The 18512-nt window shown below is 44.0% G+C and carries 17 protein-coding genes; 7 read left to right on the top strand and 10 right to left on the bottom strand.

Annotation, left to right across the window (positions count from 1 at the left end; translation table 11 throughout):
- Window positions 1-37 precede the first annotated feature (37 nt).
- The 4 genes from A3L04_RS01920 to psmB form a co-directional block, all read right to left on the bottom strand.
- Entirely contained in the window at window positions 38-2953 is a 2916-nt protein-coding gene (locus A3L04_RS01920; RefSeq protein WP_068576219.1) for a peptide transporter, read from the bottom strand.
- Window positions 2954-2965: 12 nt separating this feature from the next.
- A complete protein-coding gene (glmS, locus tag A3L04_RS01925; protein WP_068576221.1) occupies window positions 2966-4762 on the bottom strand; it encodes a glutamine--fructose-6-phosphate transaminase (isomerizing) in 1797 nt (598 codons plus the stop codon).
- 68 nt (window positions 4763-4830) lie between these two features.
- Window positions 4831-5880 (bottom strand): hypothetical protein, encoded by a 1050-nt coding sequence (locus A3L04_RS01930; protein ID WP_068576223.1) that lies wholly within the window; start codon window positions 5878-5880, stop codon window positions 4831-4833.
- A gap of 13 nt (window positions 5881-5893) precedes the next feature.
- Window positions 5894-6487, bottom strand: coding sequence for an archaeal proteasome endopeptidase complex subunit beta (gene psmB, locus A3L04_RS01935; RefSeq protein ID WP_068576225.1), 594 nt, complete (start codon window positions 6485-6487; stop codon window positions 5894-5896).
- A 75-nt stretch (window positions 6488-6562) separates the two neighbouring features.
- On the opposite strand from psmB, the gene A3L04_RS01940 reads away from it, so the two are divergent.
- The 3 genes from A3L04_RS01940 to A3L04_RS01950 all read left to right on the top strand — a co-directional run bounded on the left by A3L04_RS01940 (window position 6563) and on the right by A3L04_RS01950 (window position 9886).
- Window positions 6563-7930 carry a TldD/PmbA family protein gene (locus A3L04_RS01940; protein ID WP_068576227.1) on the top strand — a complete coding sequence of 456 codons (1368 nt, stop codon included), beginning with the start codon at window positions 6563-6565 and terminating at the stop codon, window positions 7928-7930.
- A complete protein-coding gene (locus tag A3L04_RS01945; protein WP_068576229.1) occupies window positions 7927-9192 on the top strand; it encodes a TldD/PmbA family protein in 1266 nt (421 codons plus the stop codon). Before A3L04_RS01940 ends, A3L04_RS01945 begins: the two co-directional genes overlap by 4 nt.
- A gap of 79 nt (window positions 9193-9271) precedes the next feature.
- Complete coding sequence (locus A3L04_RS01950) at window positions 9272-9886, top strand: DUF257 family protein (RefSeq protein ID WP_068576231.1); 615 nt, start codon at window positions 9272-9274, stop codon at window positions 9884-9886.
- Here the strand turns inward: A3L04_RS01950 and A3L04_RS01955 are convergent.
- Window positions 9872-10444 (bottom strand): ECF transporter S component, encoded by a 573-nt coding sequence (locus A3L04_RS01955; protein WP_068576233.1) that lies wholly within the window; start codon window positions 10442-10444, stop codon window positions 9872-9874. The two genes, A3L04_RS01950 and A3L04_RS01955, sit on opposite strands and share 15 nt — an antisense overlap.
- A gap of 128 nt (window positions 10445-10572) precedes the next feature.
- On the opposite strand from A3L04_RS01955, the gene A3L04_RS01960 reads away from it, so the two are divergent.
- Window positions 10573-11775 carry a cysteine desulfurase gene (locus A3L04_RS01960; RefSeq protein WP_068576235.1) on the top strand — a complete coding sequence of 401 codons (1203 nt, stop codon included), beginning with the start codon at window positions 10573-10575 and terminating at the stop codon, window positions 11773-11775.
- On the opposite strand, the gene A3L04_RS01965 is transcribed toward A3L04_RS01960, so the two are convergent.
- Genes A3L04_RS01965 through A3L04_RS01975 form a run of 3 tightly spaced genes read right to left on the bottom strand, consistent with a single transcriptional unit; the run spans window position 11761 to window position 14085 of the window.
- Window positions 11761-12456, bottom strand: a complete 696-nt coding sequence (locus A3L04_RS01965) for an HAD family hydrolase (protein ID WP_068576237.1) — start codon at window positions 12454-12456, stop codon at window positions 11761-11763. The two genes, A3L04_RS01960 and A3L04_RS01965, sit on opposite strands and share 15 nt — an antisense overlap.
- Window positions 12437-12964: a TIGR00725 family protein gene (locus A3L04_RS01970; RefSeq protein ID WP_068576238.1), complete on the bottom strand. Its 528-nt coding sequence runs from the start codon at window positions 12962-12964 to the stop codon at window positions 12437-12439. Before A3L04_RS01970 ends, A3L04_RS01965 begins: the two co-directional genes overlap by 20 nt.
- On the bottom strand, window positions 12961-14085 hold the full coding sequence (locus A3L04_RS01975; RefSeq protein WP_068576240.1) for a site-2 protease family protein: 1125 nt from the start codon (window positions 14083-14085) through the stop codon (window positions 12961-12963). Before A3L04_RS01975 ends, A3L04_RS01970 begins: the two co-directional genes overlap by 4 nt.
- Window positions 14086-14153: 68 nt before the next feature.
- Here A3L04_RS01975 and A3L04_RS01980 point away from each other — a divergent pair, with 68 nt between their 5' ends.
- The 3 genes from A3L04_RS01980 to A3L04_RS01990 are packed head-to-tail and all read left to right on the top strand — an operon-like array spanning window position 14154 to window position 16833.
- Window positions 14154-14657: a DUF3201 domain-containing protein gene (locus tag A3L04_RS01980; RefSeq protein ID WP_068576242.1), complete on the top strand. Its 504-nt coding sequence runs from the start codon at window positions 14154-14156 to the stop codon at window positions 14655-14657.
- Window positions 14654-15811, top strand: coding sequence for an RsmB/NOP family class I SAM-dependent RNA methyltransferase (locus A3L04_RS01985; RefSeq protein ID WP_068576244.1), 1158 nt, complete (start codon window positions 14654-14656; stop codon window positions 15809-15811). The genes A3L04_RS01980 and A3L04_RS01985 overlap by 4 nt, the downstream gene beginning before the upstream one ends.
- Window positions 15811-16833 (top strand): flippase-like domain-containing protein, encoded by a 1023-nt coding sequence (locus A3L04_RS01990; protein WP_068576246.1) that lies wholly within the window; start codon window positions 15811-15813, stop codon window positions 16831-16833. The genes A3L04_RS01985 and A3L04_RS01990 overlap by 1 nt, the downstream gene beginning before the upstream one ends.
- Here A3L04_RS01990 and A3L04_RS01995 read toward each other — a convergent pair.
- Together A3L04_RS01995 and A3L04_RS02000 are read right to left on the bottom strand one after the other, a co-directional pair.
- Window positions 16786-17523 carry a DUF835 domain-containing protein gene (locus tag A3L04_RS01995; RefSeq protein WP_084448842.1) on the bottom strand — a complete coding sequence of 246 codons (738 nt, stop codon included), beginning with the start codon at window positions 17521-17523 and terminating at the stop codon, window positions 16786-16788. The genes A3L04_RS01990 and A3L04_RS01995 overlap by 48 nt on opposite strands.
- Window positions 17517-18491, bottom strand: a complete 975-nt coding sequence (locus A3L04_RS02000; RefSeq protein WP_068576247.1) for a bifunctional N(6)-L-threonylcarbamoyladenine synthase/serine/threonine protein kinase — start codon at window positions 18489-18491, stop codon at window positions 17517-17519. Before A3L04_RS02000 ends, A3L04_RS01995 begins: the two co-directional genes overlap by 7 nt.
- Between the last annotated feature and the right edge of the window lie 21 nt (window positions 18492-18512).

Below are 18512 nucleotides of genomic sequence, written 5' to 3' on the forward strand. Positions count from 1 at the left end.
TTAAAAGTAAAGGAGAAGGGGATGATGAATTTTTCCCTCACTCTGAGCTGTGATGAGGAGCCGATGCTCTGACCTCTCCTAGTATGTACTGCTTCTCTGCTATAAATACTGGTTCAACTCTGATTCCCCTTATTATCAATTTGTCTCCGTACTTCTTCTTGAGTTCATCTTTGTAATTGGAGATTATGCCCTCGGGCATTTTCGCATTTGCAATGATGATGTTGTCATCTCCCTTGTGTAGCTCTACTCCAGACTTAACCTTTGTAGCGAAGAATACATCCATGTGTGGTTCGAATGCAGCGTTGTAATCGTCGTTGCTCTTGCCACCCTCCCTCACGAGGTATATGAAGGTGACTCTTAAGTACAAGTCAGCTTTGTAGTCTTTGTGTACTCCGACTTTCAATTCGAGCTTCCCTGACTGTCCCTCGTTTAGTATCCTTATTGGATTGGCTATTTCTCCATTCACTTTTGGGGGTCCGGTAAGAACTCCGACTGGGCCTTTCTGAACGAGTATGAACCTGTACTTCTCTGCTTGCGGTAGCGTGACGTTAACTACTATGGGGGTCTCGTGTAAGTGGTTCATGTATTCGATTCTTCCTATTTCAATCCTTTTGACGTTAGTACCGTTTACAGCCTCCACATAGAGCGTTGCATTCCTAATGTCCCTTCCGAAGGCTGAGATGTAGAGTTTTAGCGTATGAGTACCTGGGGTTAGACTAGTTATTGTCTTCCACGTGCCATTAACGAGCTCCTGAATCTTATATATTGCAAATGGGGTAAACTTATACACAATGACGTTTCCATACTGGTAGACTGGTCTGAAGTTTGAAAATAGCTTCTCGGTAAATTCGGGCTCTTTTGACGCGGGGATACCGTAAGCGAGTTTTAGGAAGTTGCTTGTGGCAACTTTGTAGTAAGTCATGATCGCCATGTTTGGCAAGATGTAGACGATGTACGGGAAGCTACCTCCGTTATCACAGGCCCCTGTCCCTTTAAGCTTTTGATTTCCTGGGATGAAAACCGTTAGCATGGGACTACACTCTGCGGATCCTATCCTAACCCTGACCGAAGTATTCAAAATCTGGATAGAAATTCTCATGTATGGATTTATGTACGCCTCACCGAACTTTGGAACTGGTATAATTGTTGAAACCTGGCCTCTCCCTTCTTCATCCCCCTGGTATTCTTTCCTTGTTATTGCGCCGCCGAGGTAGCTTATTGCATTGAACTTCACCCAATCGTTGAGGTATATTAGGAAATAGTTGAGCTCCCAGCTTTCAAAGTCCACCTCGCTAATGTTGCCATCTCTCGCTAAGAATAATGCGAGGATATGATCTCTATCTCTTGCGTGTCCTCCATCTGCACTGGCCCTTCTGTTTCCTAGTAGGCTCGACTCTATCCAATATCCATAATCCCACCATGACGTTGCTGTGGAGTACTTTGGTGTATTGTCCCTCAGCCACTTTAGCACTTGTTCCCATCCTGTCGTTTCGACCTCTGTCTTGCTGATGGCCTTAGCTGATCTTGCAAGAACAGGGCCATTTGTTAAGGGGATTAGGAGAACCATTATTGAGACAACTATTGCAAATGCAGCTTTTATCCCTATATTCTCTTTCATCTTCTCAACGATTTCGAGGGCATATCCTATTGAAGCTCCCGCAAATATCGCGATCGCATAGCTTGCAAGGAATAGGAATCTAACCGCTAGGGACATTAGGTATAGGGACATTATGTAGAATATTATTCCGAGGAGCTCTTTATGCTGGCTTTCCCCTCTTTTCCAGAGTCCGACTATATACGCTATGGCCATTGCCAGGAATCCTGGGATGCTGAGGAAGAATATCAGTCCATTCCCCTTCTCTACTCCATAATACGCTTTTACATCGCTCATCCTAGTCTTAGCGAGTTCCTGAACTGTCTGGTAAACTTGAGTTGATTGATATGCACCACCCATCAATCTGAAGAGCTTTGGACCAACGTAGGCGTATGCCCCTGCAAATCCTATAAGGACTATGATAGCAACAACTGCAAATCTGTGCTTTTTATCTGAGTAGTTGAGGTACTTCCCGCCGTAGAGCATCACTACTGCGAGGAATATCAGTCCTAGGTAAACTTCAAATGCAAACCTAACAAACCCCTGTATCCTTGATATTCCTGGGATTGTGAGGAGATACGCAACGATTAAGATGGCCAAATATGCTGGATAAAATTCTTTGACAAACTTTTTTACCTCCTCAATCTTTCCAAAGATAAAGAGTGCGATTGTCTGTAGGGAGGCAAACCCAATGAGGACCATAAGTCCAAAGGGAGATCCGTTCCATGCGGCAGTTGAAAGTGATGCTAGGCCAACAAAGAGTACTCCCCACACAATTTTCTTCCTTGTGCTGGTCTCATATAGGTAGTACAGCAGTGCCACTAGGGAGAAGGTGAATATCATCATGAAAGGCCCATCACCTCTTGCGTTTCCTGAGAACGTTCTTGAGAAGTTCGCGGTTGAAACTGCCAAGATTGCCGCTGCCCACAGTCCGGTCCAGTCGTTGACTAATTTTCTTCCAAGCAGATAAACTCCCAGGATACTTAGGAAGCCTACAAAGGGTGGCCATAGGAGAAATGCCTGGAATTCATTATATCCAAATACCGAGATGATCTTGTAAAATGTCGCGGGAAGAAGGTAAAGACCAAGGGGTTCTGCAATTAGACTCCCAAACGGTGCATCAGAGAGCGGATAATATTTAGGCAGACCTTCTTTCAATACTAACTTGTAAATTTCAAAGTGATAGAAGGTGTCAGGATCTGGGAAGTACTTTCCGGCTGTTAGATGCCTTATATGGAATCCATACCACGCAAATATAAGTGTCAGGATAAGAGTAATTCCAGCTTTTAGTGTTGGATATTTAGCTATAAGCTTTGATGTCTTTTGTTTCTCTTCTTCTTTTTCTTTAACCTTAACCACATTACCACCTCCTTATTCGACAGTCACTGACTTTGCCAAGTTCCGAGGCCTATCGGGATTATGTCCCTTTAGGACAGATAGGTGATATGCTAATAACTGTAACGGAACTACATACACTATTGGTGATACTTCTTCGGGAACCCTCGGCATCCGTATGAAAACGTCACTTACCTCTTGTAACCTTATATCGTCTCCTAGTGAAATTATCAGTCCGCCCCTAGCTTTTGCCTCTTCAATGTTTGAGAGCATTTTCTCAAACGTTTTCCCCGTAGGAGCAATGGCTACTACTGGAACCCCAACTTCAATTAAGGCAAGGGGTCCATGCTTTAGCTCTCCGGCTGACAGGCCCTCAGCGTGTACGTAGGCTATCTCTTTTATCTTCAGGGCCCCTTCGAGTGCAGTTGGGTAGCTAATTCCCCTACCTATGTAGAAATAATCCCTTTTTTCTTGAAGCCTTTTTGCAAGTTCTTGTAACTTTTCATTGTACTTCAGAACAGAGTCAACTATTTCGGGAAGTCTTGGTAGAGTATTTTCTATGTATGTTGTATCTACACCATGGAGCTTTCCCAGGGATATGCCCAGTAACGTGAGAACTGTGAGTTGGGTTGTGTAGGTTTTCGTTGCAGCCACCCCTATTTCTGGGCCTGCGTGCGTGTACAACGTTACATCGGCTATTCTGGTGGCCAAACTACCTACGACGTTTACTATTCCAACTACTTTTGCTCCAGACTTCTTTGCGAGCTTCATTGCAGCTACGGTGTCGGCAGTTTCTCCACTCTGCGTTATTGCGAGGACGAGGGATTTTTCATCCAGAAGGCCTTCATATTCATATCTAAACTCGCTAGCTTCTTCAACGATTACGGGAATTCTTCCAAATCTCTGGATAAGATATTTGCCCACAAGAGCCGCATGGTAAGAGGTTCCCATTCCAGTCACGATTATCTTATCGGCTTTAAGGACCTCTTCGGCAACTCTACTAATTCCCTCGATATTTCCATAAATGGCATCTTTAATGGCCCTCGGCTGTTCAAAAATCTCTTTTAGCATAAAGTGCTCGTAACCACCCTTTTCGGCCATTTCTAGTGTCCATGTTATTTCTTTAATCTGCTTAACTTTGATATTTCCTATTACTATATCTTTGACCGAGAATCCATCCCTTGATATTATTCCATATTCTCCATCATCTAAAAACACGGCTTTTCTAGTATGTGCTAAGAATGCTGGGATGTCGCTTGCAACGAACATCTCACCATTTCCTATACCAATTATGAGTGGACTATCTTTTCTTGCCACATACAATCTCTCAGGATCATCCGCAAATAACACAACTAGGGCGTAGGATCCTCTTAATCTAAGAAGGGTTATCCTGAATGCATCTTCAAAATTCTTTACGACTCTCAGATTTTCCTCTATGAGATGGGCTATAACCTCAGTATCAGTGTCACTCCTAAAGACGTGCCCTCTGCGTAGTAGCTCTTCCTTAAGCTCTTGGAAGTTTTCGATAATTCCATTGTGCACAACTGCTATTTTACCAGTGCAATCTGTGTGGGGGTGTGCATTTATATCGTTAGGAACTCCATGTGTGGCCCATCTTGTGTGCCCTATTCCGATGTTCCCAGGTAGCTCATTAAACTTTAGTTTCTTTACTAGTTCATCTACTTTCCCAGCCCCTTTCTTTATGAAGATCTTTCCTTCATGACAAGTCGCTATTCCCGCTGAGTCATAGCCCCTATACTCAAGCCTTTTAAGCCCCTCAACTATAATTGGTGATGCCTTCTTTGGGCCTATGTACCCTATTATACCGCACACGATTTCCACCTTGGGGGATAATATTTTATGAGCTTAAAAGTGTGATGATGAGCTGGATCCGAGCTGAATTATGATGAGGGAGGTTTAAACTGAGCAACCATCTCGACTGTTGAGTTCATTCTTTCTATTTTATATTTGGCAATTTTCTGACCCTGGGCTAGACTTTTTAGTGCTTTTTCAAACAAGGATGCAAGTTCTTTGTTCTCAAACTTTATTTTCCAGATGACTTTATTGTTCCTCGTTAGGACAATCCTATCGCCTGCCCATCCTCGGGCTATCTCCATAGCCGTACCCCAGTCGTATATCTCCCAGGATATCAGGAAGACATAATATGCCCCCAGGGTATCTTCAAGAATCCCCTTTTCGTTTACTGTAACATTTTCGGGCTTCCATCCTTTTAGATACAACTCTGGAAACATGACAACTTTTGTTGATGTTGGTGGATTTTTGTATGCTTGGTTTACTAGCTTCCACCCTCCTTTCTCGTATAAGAACCTAACGAATCGGTCTCCAAAAACGTAAGGGAATACGTTTAGGCTCCAATATGTGTATTTTCGGCTTATGTTGGTTATTTTCACGATTTTTATCCCATTTTTCTTGCAAAACATATCTGCAACTAGATCCGCATCCCCTTCAACTAGTGCCCTTATCGCAAGTGTCTCATCTAAAGTTCTTCCGCTGTAAGTTGCATTCAGATCTCTCTGGAGAATATGCGTGAGCTCATGAGCCGTTGCCCTCAACGCCACATCTCCTGATTCCAAAAAGTTTTCCCTTATAATGTAGATTTTATCTCCTACTGTTGCTGCTATCCAGTTTGCCGTGTCTTCCTTTTCCTCTTTAAACAAACTTGCTTCTGGGGGTAGGATGAAGGTAACCTTGTAAATTATCTCCCAAAGTTTCATTTCTTTCGTTGGCCTAGGAGGCGAGAATAGAAGTTTGGCATCTTCCCTTGTTATTATAATAATTTTTGGCTTTTCCTCAAATTTTAACCCTCGTATTTGTTCGACTTCCTTTTCTATGAACTCTATTTTCTTTAGGATGGCATCTGGAGGGGATATCGAGGAAAGGGTCTGAAATATTAGCAGAAAAATTAAGAGTGTTGCTACGGTTGTTTTCATGATTTCAGGCCCCTTATGTAGTTACGAATTCTTCTTTCATCCCCTCCTTTGTTATTGTAACCACTTGAACTTTTTTGCTCCCTGTATAAACGTCCCTTCTTCCGGCAGCTCTTACGGCCTTAATTGCCAGCTCCTTTGCTCTTTCTATGCTGAGGTTCTTTCTGTACCCATCCTCTAGAACCGCTATTGCGAAGGGTGTTCCGGAGCCTGTTGCCGTATAATCGTCAAATATTAATCCTCCAAATGGGTCAAGGTTTGCTATGGTCGGTTCATCCACATAGCCACCTATGATTATCTGAACTAAGTAAGGGAACCATTTGTGCTCATTCAGTAAGTTACTTAGTAAGTTGGCCATTGCCTTTGTCGTCATAGGTCTACCCCATGTAAAGTAGTAGTACCTTGCTTCTGCTTCCAAAATTCTTGCGAGCATTTGGACGTCTCCAACGCTTCCAGCTGTTGTGATTGCTATCTTATCGGTTATTGGGATTATCTTCCTAATGTTTAGGGTTTCAACCATGTGGTCGAGGGAAGCTTGAGTATCAGCGGCGAGTACGACTCCATCCTTAACTTTAATCCCCACGGTAGTTGTTCCTGTTTTCTTCTCCACTATACACACCTCCTACTTTCATGTGTCTCCCTTAGATTTTTAACATATTTGGTGAGTGGTGTGGTGGGGTAGGAGATGGAAATTGAAAAAATGCTGAGGCTTATCCAGGAATACTCGGAGAAATATGGAGCAAAGTTCATAGATGTGAGAATTGAGGAAACACAGTTCGTAAGCATTGCAGTTGAAAACGGTAAAGTTGAAGAATTCGAAGCTAATCAGGATTTTAGCATAGGGGTGAGGGCTTTAATAAATGGGTGGGGATTTTCCTCGACTACAGATGCTAGAAACTTTGAGGAAACGTTGAAAGTTGCAATAAAGCTTGCCAAGGTATCGAGAGCTGATACTTCTGTTTATACTGCTGATCCTGTTCACGATAGCGTTAGAATTAAAGAAAAAATTCCAATAAGTGATGTAAGTCTCGAGGAGAAGCTGGAATTCTCCCTTTCAGTTAACAAGATGCTTGAGGAAGAGAATATAAAAACGAGAAAGACCTTTTATTCTGACTCAATCGTTAGGAAGGTGTATCTGAGCTCTGAGGGTAGCCTCATAGAAACAGTAACTCCTAGAGTCATGGTGGGTATTTCCGTTATTGCCAAATCCAATGGCATTATGCAGAATTACTGGAAGTACTTTGGAGGGACCCAGGGCTGGGAACTTATTAATTCTGTAGATTTTGGATACTGGACTGACAGGGTAGTCAAGAAAGCGAGGGAGTTACTATCTGCGAAGTCGCCACCCTCTGGTAAGTTGCCCGTAATAATGGATCCAGAACTGACAGGTGTTTTTATACACGAAGCACTTGGGCATGCTGTGGAAGCTGATTCTGTGAAAAGCGGGGAAAGCATACTTGCCGGAATGCTGGGGAAAAAGATTGCCGTAGATACTCTAACAGTTATAGATGATCCAACGATACCCGGAAAGTTTGGGAGCTATGTGTATGACGATGAAGGTATCAGAGGAAGGAAAGTTGAGATAATAAAAGATGGAGTGCTCATGAACTACCTCAATGATAGGGAAACATCCGCAGTTTTGGGTCTCGAGCCCAATGGTCACGGGCGGGCCCAGAATGCAAGCCATGTTCCTCTGGTAAGGATGTCAAACACATACGTCGCTCCTTCTGACTGGACGTTTGAGGAAATGTTAGAAGAGGTTAAATTTGGAGTTTATATGATAGGAGACAAGGGGGGACAGGTGGATATAACGAATGGAAGTTTTATGTTTGGTGCCAAGGAAGGATATATTATCAGGAACGGTGAAATTGTGGAGATGGTGAGGGATGTTGCCCTGTCAGGAAGTATACTCGAGACTCTAAAGGCGATTAAGGCTATTGGAAATGACCTTAGGGTTGAGTTTCCAGGCTTCTGTGGAAAGGGGCAATGGGTTCCAGTAGATGACGGAGGGCCTCATGTTTTAACGGAGGCAGTTGTGGGGGGTCTAGAATGATTGACAAACTGGTTGAGATTCTTGAAAGGATGAACTTTGAATGGGAGATCTATTGGTCGAAATCCAAGGTGTCGTCAATAAAGCTCAGAAAAACTAGGGATATTGAAGTTGAACGGGCCACTTACAGAACAATTGGAGGAGTTGGGGTTAGGATTAGAGTCGATGGTTATGTGGGCTTCTCCTACATGAGTGGGTTTAGCGATAAACTGGAAAAACTCGAGAGTTTAGTGAAGAGGGCCTATAAGATAGCAAAGCTGGGGAGGAGTGAGCATCCGGGTTTTCCCACACCCAAGCGATATCCAAATGTGAGTGGGCTCTATGATAGTAGAATAGAGGAGTTAACGGTTGATACTCTAATCTCCTGGGGGACTGCTCTTTTAGACGCTCCTCAGAATGGAGAGGCGTCTATAGGCTTTGAAGTTCGAGAAAGAGAGGTTTTGAATTCAAACGGCGTTGAGGCTCGGGATAAGTCGACGGAATTTGCTATATCCCTCTACGTTTATGAAAAGGGAAGGGGAACTGGGAGTCATTTTGGAGTATATAGGAGCCTTCCTGATGTTGATAGAGAGATAGAGGGGATTAAGGAAAAGGCCTTATGGGAGTTCGAACTTAGTTCGAAAGCAAAGAAAATTGATAACTTTACGGGGGAGGTTGTTATAGAACCAAAAGCTTTAGTGTCTATCCTATCCGTTTTCCTGCCAAATGTTTCGGCTAAAAACGTGTACCTTGGCAAGAGCAGATTTTCGAAGACTGGAGAAGAAGTTGCATCTGAAATTTTCACGTTGGTGGATGATCCAACGGTTGATGGAGGGCCTGGAAGTTACGCTTTTGATGGGGAGGGAAACCCTGGGAAGAGAAAGGCTGTAATAGACAAGGGTGTTTTAAAATCCTTCCTGGCGGATGAAAAATATGGGAGATTATTGGGTATTGAGGGAGGCAACGCCTCTAGATCGTATAGTTCTCCTCCAGAAATAGCCTCCTCTAATATAATAGTGCCCCCAGGAGACTCGAAAATTGAGGAGGGTGTTTTTATTAGGAGTGTATATGGTGAGCACACGGCTAACTCGATTACGGGAGACTTCTCTTTAAACATTGAGCTCGGTTATATCCTTAAAGGTAGGGATGTTGTTCCGTTCAAGGGTAATATGTTGTCGGGAAATGTATTCGAAATGTTAAGGAACATATGTGAAGTTGGTAAAGATGTTGAGACTATAGGTGGATTCATGGCACCAAAAGTTGTCACATATTCAAAGATAGTGTAAGGCTCTAGAGGATGAGAGCATGAATACGCGCTAAAGCTTAAAAGTATTAGGCGCTAATGTATTCTGGAGGTACGCAGTCATGGACTTCGAAGAATTTTTATCAACTTTCAAGCTCGGTGAAACAGTCTTAGTTGAATATTCGGCATACTCAAGGCCCGAGATACTTTTCTATGACATTGTCACATATTCAAAATTACCAATAGTCGTAGATGACATAATGGACACTTTGCGTGAGTATTACATAAGACTTGAGTTAAGTGGAATTGACGTTGGCAGGTTGGAGAGTCTTAAAGTTATAAAAACAGGTGGGTCTAGGAGCATTGGTAACGTCCTAGGGAAGCTAGAACTGGGAAAATATATAATGAACATTGGTGAATATACAAAAATAATGGAAAAGGCAGGAGAACCTCCATTTACTAATCCTGTTCTTGGAATTCACAAGTTGATATTCCTTGGAAATATGTTAGAAAATATGAAGCTATTAAAGATGTTATCTGATTATGTGGGCAATGAAAGTAGAGTGGCATTTTACTTCCTCAACAGAGATGCGACAGAAAAATTCTCTCCTGCGATTCTTGCAATGATGGAAGAAATATCTACGTCGGTGGTTCTCCTGGAAGGTGAAACTATAATAGTGAAAAAAGCAATAGATGAAGATTTGCTTGGGGAGAAAATTCCTCTACTGAAGCCTTGAAGCCTTTCTAGCTATGGGTAGTGCAACGAAGATATCTACGGCAGTTTGAATAGTGTTTGGTAGGGCTATTGCGAGCCAGAAGGGTGTTTTTGTCATCTCCTCTACTATTTTGATGACTTCAGTTCTTGAGGTTATATTATATCCCATCATCTTCAGGTAGAGTGGCAGAGCGAAGTAATAATTGAGGACTATCATCAGTATATCTCTTATTATAGCCGAAATTAGGAAGGCCATAGTTATGTAGAGGAGTCCCTTATCCTTAACAAGGTATTCGGTAACTTTTAGTCCGAGGATTACCGAGAGCGTTGCAAAGAACTTCATAATCGGTCCTATCCCCATTGTGTGAGGGCCCGAGATTATAAACAAGCCTATTGTCATCACGATAAGGCCAAAGACTGATGCTTGAAATCCTAAGATAAAGTACAGTGTGATTATTGGAACTGCAACTAGATCTATGCTCATGCCCCAAGGAGTCCTTACCTTCAAGGGGAGCACCTGTAGGATTAAACTCAGCGCTGCCATTAGTGCTGAGAAGGCAATGACTTTAGCGTTCCTCATTTTATCACCCAAAGTCCAGATTCTGAAACAAGTATTTAAATTATACGTTCCATAAATGTAACATAAAATGGGCAAAATCGTCCAGAAACCCCTATAAGATCCTTGAAAAAGTGTTCATAGGTGGTACCATGAAGATTCCGGATGACGTTAGAAAGGATATTCCCCTCACCCAAGAGGTGATATATTTTGACAATACCGCGACTTCCTTAACTCCTAAGCCCGTAATAGAAGCAATGGATGAGTACTACCTTAAGTACAGGGCTAACGTTCACAGGGGAGTTCACAGGCTTTCCCAGCTTGCTACACACAAATACGAAGAGAGCAGGAAGGTTGTTGCGGACTTTATAAATGCAAAGTTTGAGGAGATAGTTTTTACTAAAAATACGAGCGAAAGCTTAAACTTGGTGGCTCTTGGACTGGAGCACATCTTCAAAAGAGGAGATAAGATAGTAACGACCCCCTATGAGCACCACTCAAACTTACTCCCATGGCAGAGGTTGGCTAGAAAGCTTGGCCTCAAGCTTGAGTTCATAGAAGGTGATGATGAGGGAAATCTCGACTTAAGCGATGCGGAGAAGAAAATTAAGGATGCAAAGCTTGTGGCAATTCAGCACGTCTCTAACGCCCTGGGGGTTATCCATGAGGTTGAGGAGTTAGGTAAGATGGCCAAAGAACAGGGGGCAATCTTTGTCGTGGATGCTGCTCAAAGCGTTGGGCACATGGAGGTTGATGTGAAAAAGCTAAAGGCTGATTTCTTGGCGTTCTCCGGCCATAAGGGGCCAATGGGGCCCACGGGAATTGGTGTTCTCTACATAAATGAGGAGTTCTTTGACGTGTTTGAGCCTCCCCTCATAGGTGGCGGGACTATAGAAGATGTCTCCCTTGACGAGTACAAGCTAACTGAGCCTCCTGAGCGTTTTGAGGCAGGGACACCTAACATAGGTGGGGCAATAGGTTTAGCAGCAGGAATAAGGTATATCGAAAGGATAGGCCTTGACAAGATAGAGAAGCAGGAACACAAGCTAGTTAGGAGGACTACTGAAGGCTTGGATGAGCTTGAGGTTCCGTGGTATGGCCCAAGAAATTTAAAGAAGCATGCTGGAGTTGTAAGTTTTAACGTTCCACCACTGCATCCGCACGATGTCGCTTCAGTGCTGGATGAGCACAAAATAATGGTGAGGAGTGGCCACCACTGTGCTCTTCCTGTAATGAAAAGGCTAAAGATTAACGGAACAGTTAGGGCGTCATTCCACGTTTACAACAGCCTTGAGGAAGTTGAAACGTTCCTTGGGGTGATAGAGGATCTTGTGAGAAAGTTAAGGGCTCAGTGAATTTAGAACCTCGAGCAGGCCTTTAACGCTTGGAACCTCAAATCCCCTCTCCTCTAGCTTTTTGATTTCTCTTCCTTCGTGATTTATCCATACTGCCCACATTCCGGCGTTTCTTGCTCCTTGATAATCTTCGGCGTAGGTGTCTCCTATATGCAGGGCTTCCTCAGGTCTTACGCCAAAGGCTTCAAGGGCTTTCTGAAACATCTCCTTCCTGGGTTTATACGTTAAAACTTCATCCGCAAAGAAGCTTGCATCTATGAACTCCATGAGCCCAAACTTCTCCAGGAGAAGTCTCGTGTATGATCCTGGCCAGAACATGACATTTCCAAGGACTGCGGTGTTAATTCCTCTCGCCTTAACCTCCCTGAGTGTTTCCTCCGCTCCATCAAGTACCAGCCTTTCATCAATGGAAAGAACAGCCCTAGCTCCTGCTCTTCTTACGAGTTCAATGGGTATTCCAAGCTTCTCAGCCAGCATTCTCTGGCTACCTGTTAGAACTTCCCTGGGATCTTCACTTTCCTTTGCTCTCATCTTCTTCAGGTCATCCCTAACATCTATAACCGCCTGAACGACGTCGGCAACGCACAACCCTGCCAGCTTTGCCAGCTGGAAGGAGAATTCGTCAAGCATTAAATTAAGGTCGAGAAGTGTATTCCAGACGTCAAACGTTATCAGCTTCATTCCTTCTCCCCCCTATTTCCACTGCAAGTTTTGCTGCCTCCCTGGGGTCATCTGTGAAAATAATTTTAACTATTTTCTTGTGATCAAAGTAGCCATCTTTTGCCAATTCTTCCAATCTATCGCTTGCATAGCCTGTTCCTGTAACTACTATCATGGGAACTCCTAGGTTGTAGGCCATTAGGGCCTCTATCATGGTTCCAACTCCGCCTCCGAGCACAACCAAGACGTCAGCGGACTCTATGAGGATGCCACTCCTCTCTACAGGGTTTAGACCCGTCTTTATCCTTATGGTGTTGAACTCATTTCCCTGATCGCTGTAGGGCAAAATCCCTACAACAATCCCTCCCCTTTTCGTGAACTCCTCGGCGACGATCTTCATTATTCCGCCCCTGCCTCCCGTGAGAATGATTACATCTGTGGGGAGGGCCCTTGCAAATTCTCTCGCCTTTCTCTCTGCCTCTCCTAGTGGCGTTTGATCGCTTGAGCCAGCTATTGCAACTTGAATCATCCTATCAGCCCCCTAATCGAGGGGATGATGTTTATTATGAGCAGTATCAGGGAGAGTATAGCAACTGAATAACCTATGGGTCTTCCGATCCTTGGGAACTTCTCCGTTAGTGTGTCCATAAGCATTCTACCACCATCTAGGGGGTATAGTGGTAGGAGGTTCATTAGGCCTATTCCCACATTGAGAACGTATATCCAGTAGAAAGTGAAGAATAGATCCATCAAAGCCCTCGTGAATCCTATCTTTGATTTCAAATATTGGGTTGGATATATCCCTATGAACCCTTTTCCCGGTCTCTCTGGATGCTCTCCAAGGGTTATCTTGACGGTCTTAATCTCCCCGTCTCTTACGATTGTCATCGTTATCGTCTGGTTTGGCCTCGTAGTGTTCATGATCTTGATGAACTCTTCTATGGTCGTGAAGTTCTGACCGTTTATCCCAATTATAACGTCCCCAGGTTGGAGAACTCCATCGGCGGGACTTCCCTTAATTACTCCATTAACCTCTACTCCGGCCGGCTCAAAGGCCAATCCAATTCCGTTGATGATTAAAAGAGCTATTAGGGCTACTATTATATTCGCAAGGCTTCCTGCCCCAAAAACCCTAAGTCTACTCCTTAAGGGGGCCTTGTTTAATGCCTCTTCGTCGGGCTCAACGAAAGCCCCAGGAATTACGAAAAATAGCACAATTCCAACGGACTTCAGGGGAATCTTCTCAGCCCTAGCCACGAATCCGTGGCTCAACTCGTGCACGACTAAGAGGACAGCCAACGCTATTAGTCCATACACTAGGGGTATCGTAACGCCTGGGATCACGAGCTGGGCCCCAGGGGCTACGGGTCCCTGTGGATGCAGTATTCTATAAGCCTGCCGGGCCAGATAGTACAGAACAATTCCCATCCCTATGAAGCCAACTACTATTCCAGCATCTCCATATATCCTCCAAAACCTCTCATGCCTTCTCCCTATCCTATCTATAAAGTTCAGGAATTTCTTGGTTCTCCATATGATTTGGAAGAGAGATATCTCAACACTCTCGCTCTCTTTAAACACTGTTACGCCTAGAAGGGTTACAAATGCCCAGAACCCGAGGATTCCTAGTAGAATTTCCACTAGACTCAATCTCTCCCACCGGGCTTATAGTGAGTTTGGCAATTAAAAAGTTTTAAGGGGATGAATTCGAAACCCAAGTGATGATCAGGGAAGTGCACGAATTACTGAACAAGATGTGGGAAGGGATTTTTGAGCTTAGGGAGGAGCTTAGACAGGAACTCGAGGATTTTGAAGTCGAAGAGGTTGGTGAGGTTTTCAACGCTTACCTCTACATAGATAGTAGATGGGAGGAGATGAAGTACCCTCACCCTGCTTTTACCATAAGGCCCGCAGGGGAAGTTGGTGCGACTCCCCAGGGCTTTTACTTTGTCTTCGCATTTCCGAAGGAGGAAATAACGGAGGATTTTGTAAGGGAATTTATAGAGGGTTTTGGGAGAGCTTTTATATACGGAATGGAGAACTTCCTAGACGACTTCTACAATTACGAGAGGCCAATTTCTCCGGCCGATGTCTGGAGGAAGATTAGGGAGAGCGATGAGGAAATGATAAATTTCGAGGTCGATTTCTCGTTCGATAAGGAAGAGGTTAAAAGAGATCTTCTAAAGTTTATTGAGCTTGCGAGGAGGTTTAATTTACTATGACGTACTTGGAGGCATTCCCTCCAGAGTTGCAGGAATATTATAGGCGATTGTTCGGGGAAGAGGCGGAGGAGCTCATGAGAAAGCTCAGAGAGCCGGTAGAGCACTACTACATAAGGGTCAACACGCTGAAGATAAGCAGGGATAAGCTGATTGATGAACTCAGGAAGGAGGGACTGAAACCCCGAAGGAGTCCGTATTTGCCCGAGGGGCTTTACTTCATAAGGGAAGGACCCAATTTTCCCGATGACTACAATCCGAACCTGCCGACGGTTGTCGTCAATAAGTTTGCGGCCGAAAGCGTTTATCAAGGGGCAATGCTCTATGCACCTGGTGTTTTAAAAGCTGATAAGGGGATAAGGGAGGGGGATGAAGTCCAAATTAGGGATCCTAGAGGTCTCCTTGTTGGTATAGGGATAGCTAGGATGGATTACAGGGAGATGGTGGAGGCAACGAGAGGGTTAGCTGTTGAGGTTACGATGCCGAAGTTTAAGTTGCCCAGCTTGAGTGAGCTTAAGGCCTTTGAGAAGGGCTATTTCTATCCTCAAAGCCTACCTTCTATGGTCACCGCTAGAGTTCTGGAACCCCAAGAGGAGGATATAATAATTGACATGGCCGCTGCTCCCGGTGGTAAAACAACCCATATTGCCCAGCTTCTCCAGAATAGGGGTGAAATAATTGCGATTGATAAATCCAAGAATAGACTGAAAAAGATGGAGGAGAACTTGAAAAGATTGGGCGTTAAGAACGTCAAGCTAGTGCAGATGGACGCGAGAAACCTTCCGGAGCTGGGAATTAAGGCTGACAAGATACTTCTTGACGCCCCATGCACTGCTTTAGGAGTTAGACCTAAGCTCTGGGAGGAGAGGACGCCCAAGCATATAGAGGCCACTGCTAGGTATCAGAGGGCATTCATATGGGCGGCGATCAAGAGTTTAAGGAAGGGAGGAATTTTGGTTTACTCCACCTGCACGCTCAGCTATGAGGAGAACGAGGGGAATGTCAAGTTCATGCTGAAGAAGGGCATGAGGCTTGAAGAGCAGTCCATCTTCATAGGTTCTCCTGGGATAGGGATTGATAGAGTGCAGAGGTTTTATCCCCACAAGCACCTGACCCAGGGCTTCTTTATAGCCAAGCTCAGGAAGGTGAGCGAGTGATGAACGTCAAGAAGTACGTAACCTTGGTCATTGGGGTCTTGATAATCCTTCTCTTGCTCTGGTGGGCGGGCCTTAGGGAAACTATAATGTTAATGCTTCGGGCTGATCTAAGGTATTTACTTCTGGCAGTTATGATGTACTGCATAACGGTTCTATCTTGGGCTATAAGATGGAGGATATTCCTAAATGGTGTAGGTGTTAAGGCTTCCTTCGTGAGGATACTTGAGGGTGTTTTTGTCGGGATATTCTTAAACAATTTAACTCCTGGGGCTAGAACTGGGGGAGAAGCCATTAAAGCTCTCTATATAGCCAAATCCTCAAATGGTACATATCCCAGGGTATTTGCTACTGTAATGGCAGACAGGATATTAGATGTAGTCCCGGTAATTATTTTCATGACAATAGCATTTGTATATGCTGTTGGACATGGAATTACAATCCTTATCTGGGTTCTCGCACTGTCTACTATTCTCTTGGTGCTTGTTGTTCTACTTACGCTCTTGTTCTCCATTCGAGAGAAATATGCTTTAGGCTTGGTTATGAGGTTGTTTGGACTATTCAAACGCTTATTCCCTGGGAGGCTTTCTAAATATGAGGGAAAAATTGAAGGTAAACTTAGAGGTGCCTTGGGCGAATTTAAGTCTACTCTCGTTTTGATAGCCAAGAGAAAACGGGACGTTATGGTCAGCATGTTCTGGTCATTTGTGCTTTGGATGGCTGATGTAGTTAGAATGTACTTTGTATTCCTAAGCCTTGGGAAGAAAGTTTCGGTAATTCAGGTTCTCTTAGTTAAAATGGCATCAATGGCCGTTGCTATGGTAAGTGTCATCCCAGGGGGTGTTGGGATTAGTGAGACTGTTCAATCGGCTCTATTTCTAGCTGTTGGGGTGGAAAAGGCTCTTGCCGTTTCTGCGACAGTGTTAGATAGATTGATATCCTTCTGGGCTCCAACGCTCATTGGGGGTATCTTGGTGTTAAAGAGAAGGGACGTTCTGAGGTTGGACAAACTCCCTTCTAAGTAGGTTCCACTCCTTCTCATCTAGAGCTTGGGGATTTAGAACTACTATTAATTTTGAGTTACGGGTTATTAAATGATCTTTTAGGCTAGTAAGGAACTTATATGTTGCTTTGAAGCCATTGTAGAGTATCAAAAACTCAACGCAATCAATAACTACAACTCCTCCCCTATTTTCTTGGGCGAATCTAATGGCCAAATCTAGGATTACATGGAGGGCAGTAGGAGAAACACCACTCGTTCCCTCTGCCGTTGTTACCCACACTACCTTTGCATCATATTTATCATATGTGCTTGGATTTCTTGTTATTGCTAGGATCTTCTCCCCTTCCAGTAGGCCCTCAACTTCCAGAAGTGACGTTGCAAGATACGCATGAACCCCTGTAATTTTCGGTTCTTCTGGATAGAAGAAACCTGTTAGCCTTCTGGTAAACGAGATGTATATCCAAGCAAAGCTTAGCAGAATGACTATGTGGCCCAGGGTGTGGATTTCATTATAATATGGGACTTTAAGATACAGGTAAAGGATGTCAATAAGTCTGAGACCTGATGCTGTCGTGAAAAATACTATGCTGTTCCTAAATAGAGACTTAAATTCTGAAGGACTTCTAACGTATTGGAGCGTGCTATATATCGCAAGAGCAAGAAATATTAAAAATACTAAAACCCTATAGCTAAGGGCTATCCAGCTTACCATGTTACTTCAACCTCATCTGTTCTAAATTTCTGCTTCACTATAGTTTCTTCAAGCTTGAACTCGATACCGGCCTTATACATTCTCAGCCCAGTGTAAGCAATCATTGCTCCGTTGTCTCTGCAGAGGTCATAAGGTGGAACGAAGAACTTTACTCCCCTGTCTTCTGTCATTATCTTGAGCATTTCCCTTAACCTGTTGTTCGCAGCGACTCCTCCGACCAAAACTACCTCCTCTTTTTCGGTATGTGCTACTGCTCTCTCAGTTACCTCCACTAGGGCTGCAAACGCTGTTTCCTGAAATGAATATGCGAGATCTTCAGCTTTATACTTCCCGCTCCTATATTTCCTAATGGCCTCGGTTAATAGGCCTGAAAAGCTTAGATCCATGCCTTTAACAGCATAAGGGAGTTCTATGTACCTCCTACCTTCTTGTGCAAGCTTCTCAAGCTTTGGTCCTCCCGGGAACCCCAACCCGAGCTCCCTAGCAAATACGTCAATCGCATTTCCAACCCCTATATCTAATGTCTCGCCGAAAACTCTGTACCTTCCGCCTTCAAGGGCCAGAACTTGGGTGTTTCCCCCGCTGACGTAAAGTCCGACGGGATCCTTTATTCCAAACATCTTCGTAATCTCGACGTGGGCGATGCAGTGGTTTACCCCAACAATGGGTTTCCTATACTTTATAGCGAGTGCCCTCGCTGCAGTTGCTACAACCCTAAGTGCAGGCCCCAGTCCTGGGCCCTGGGAGAAAGCTATCACCTCAATATCTTCAAGTGTAATACGAGCTTCCTTCAATGCCCTCTTCAATAACGGCTTTAGAAGTCTTGCATGATGCTCTGCGGCTTCTTTTGGGTGTATTCCACCTTTTTCAGTAGTTAGCGTGTCGAAAACATTAGCTAATACCTTTTTTTCGGTTACTATTCCAATACCGAGCGTGTGGGCAGTTCCTTCTATACCCAGCGCTATCATATTACCCACATCTTGGTTTAT

The organism is Thermococcus chitonophagus (assembly GCF_002214605.1).
GTDB lineage: Archaea > Methanobacteriota_B > Thermococci > Thermococcales > Thermococcaceae > Pyrococcus > Pyrococcus chitonophagus.

Bases quoted from the DNA above. Each gene is read 5' to 3' on its own strand.
- A3L04_RS02000 (WP_068576247.1), bottom strand. From the start codon at position 18,491: ATGATAGCGCTGGGTATAGAAGGAACTGCCCACACGCTCGGTATTGGA.
- A3L04_RS01970 (WP_068576238.1), bottom strand. From the start codon at position 12,964: ATGATTCAAGTTGCAATAGCTGGCTCAAGCGATCAAACGCCACTAGGA.
- A3L04_RS01950 (WP_068576231.1), top strand. From the start codon at position 9,272: ATGGACTTCGAAGAATTTTTATCAACTTTCAAGCTCGGTGAAACAGTC.
- A3L04_RS01960 (WP_068576235.1), top strand. From the start codon at position 10,573: ATGAAGATTCCGGATGACGTTAGAAAGGATATTCCCCTCACCCAAGAG.
- A3L04_RS01965 (WP_068576237.1), bottom strand. From the start codon at position 12,456: ATGAAGCTGATAACGTTTGACGTCTGGAATACACTTCTCGACCTTAAT.
- A3L04_RS01985 (WP_068576244.1), top strand. From the start codon at position 14,654: ATGACGTACTTGGAGGCATTCCCTCCAGAGTTGCAGGAATATTATAGG.
- A3L04_RS01940 (WP_068576227.1), top strand. From the start codon at position 6,563: ATGGAAATTGAAAAAATGCTGAGGCTTATCCAGGAATACTCGGAGAAA.
- A3L04_RS01955 (WP_068576233.1), bottom strand. From the start codon at position 10,444: ATGAGGAACGCTAAAGTCATTGCCTTCTCAGCACTAATGGCAGCGCTG.
- A3L04_RS01930 (WP_068576223.1), bottom strand. From the start codon at position 5,880: ATGAAAACAACCGTAGCAACACTCTTAATTTTTCTGCTAATATTTCAG.
- A3L04_RS01945 (WP_068576229.1), top strand. From the start codon at position 7,927: ATGATTGACAAACTGGTTGAGATTCTTGAAAGGATGAACTTTGAATGG.
- A3L04_RS01990 (WP_068576246.1), top strand. From the start codon at position 15,811: ATGAACGTCAAGAAGTACGTAACCTTGGTCATTGGGGTCTTGATAATC.
- A3L04_RS01995 (WP_084448842.1), bottom strand. From the start codon at position 17,523: ATGGTAAGCTGGATAGCCCTTAGCTATAGGGTTTTAGTATTTTTAATA.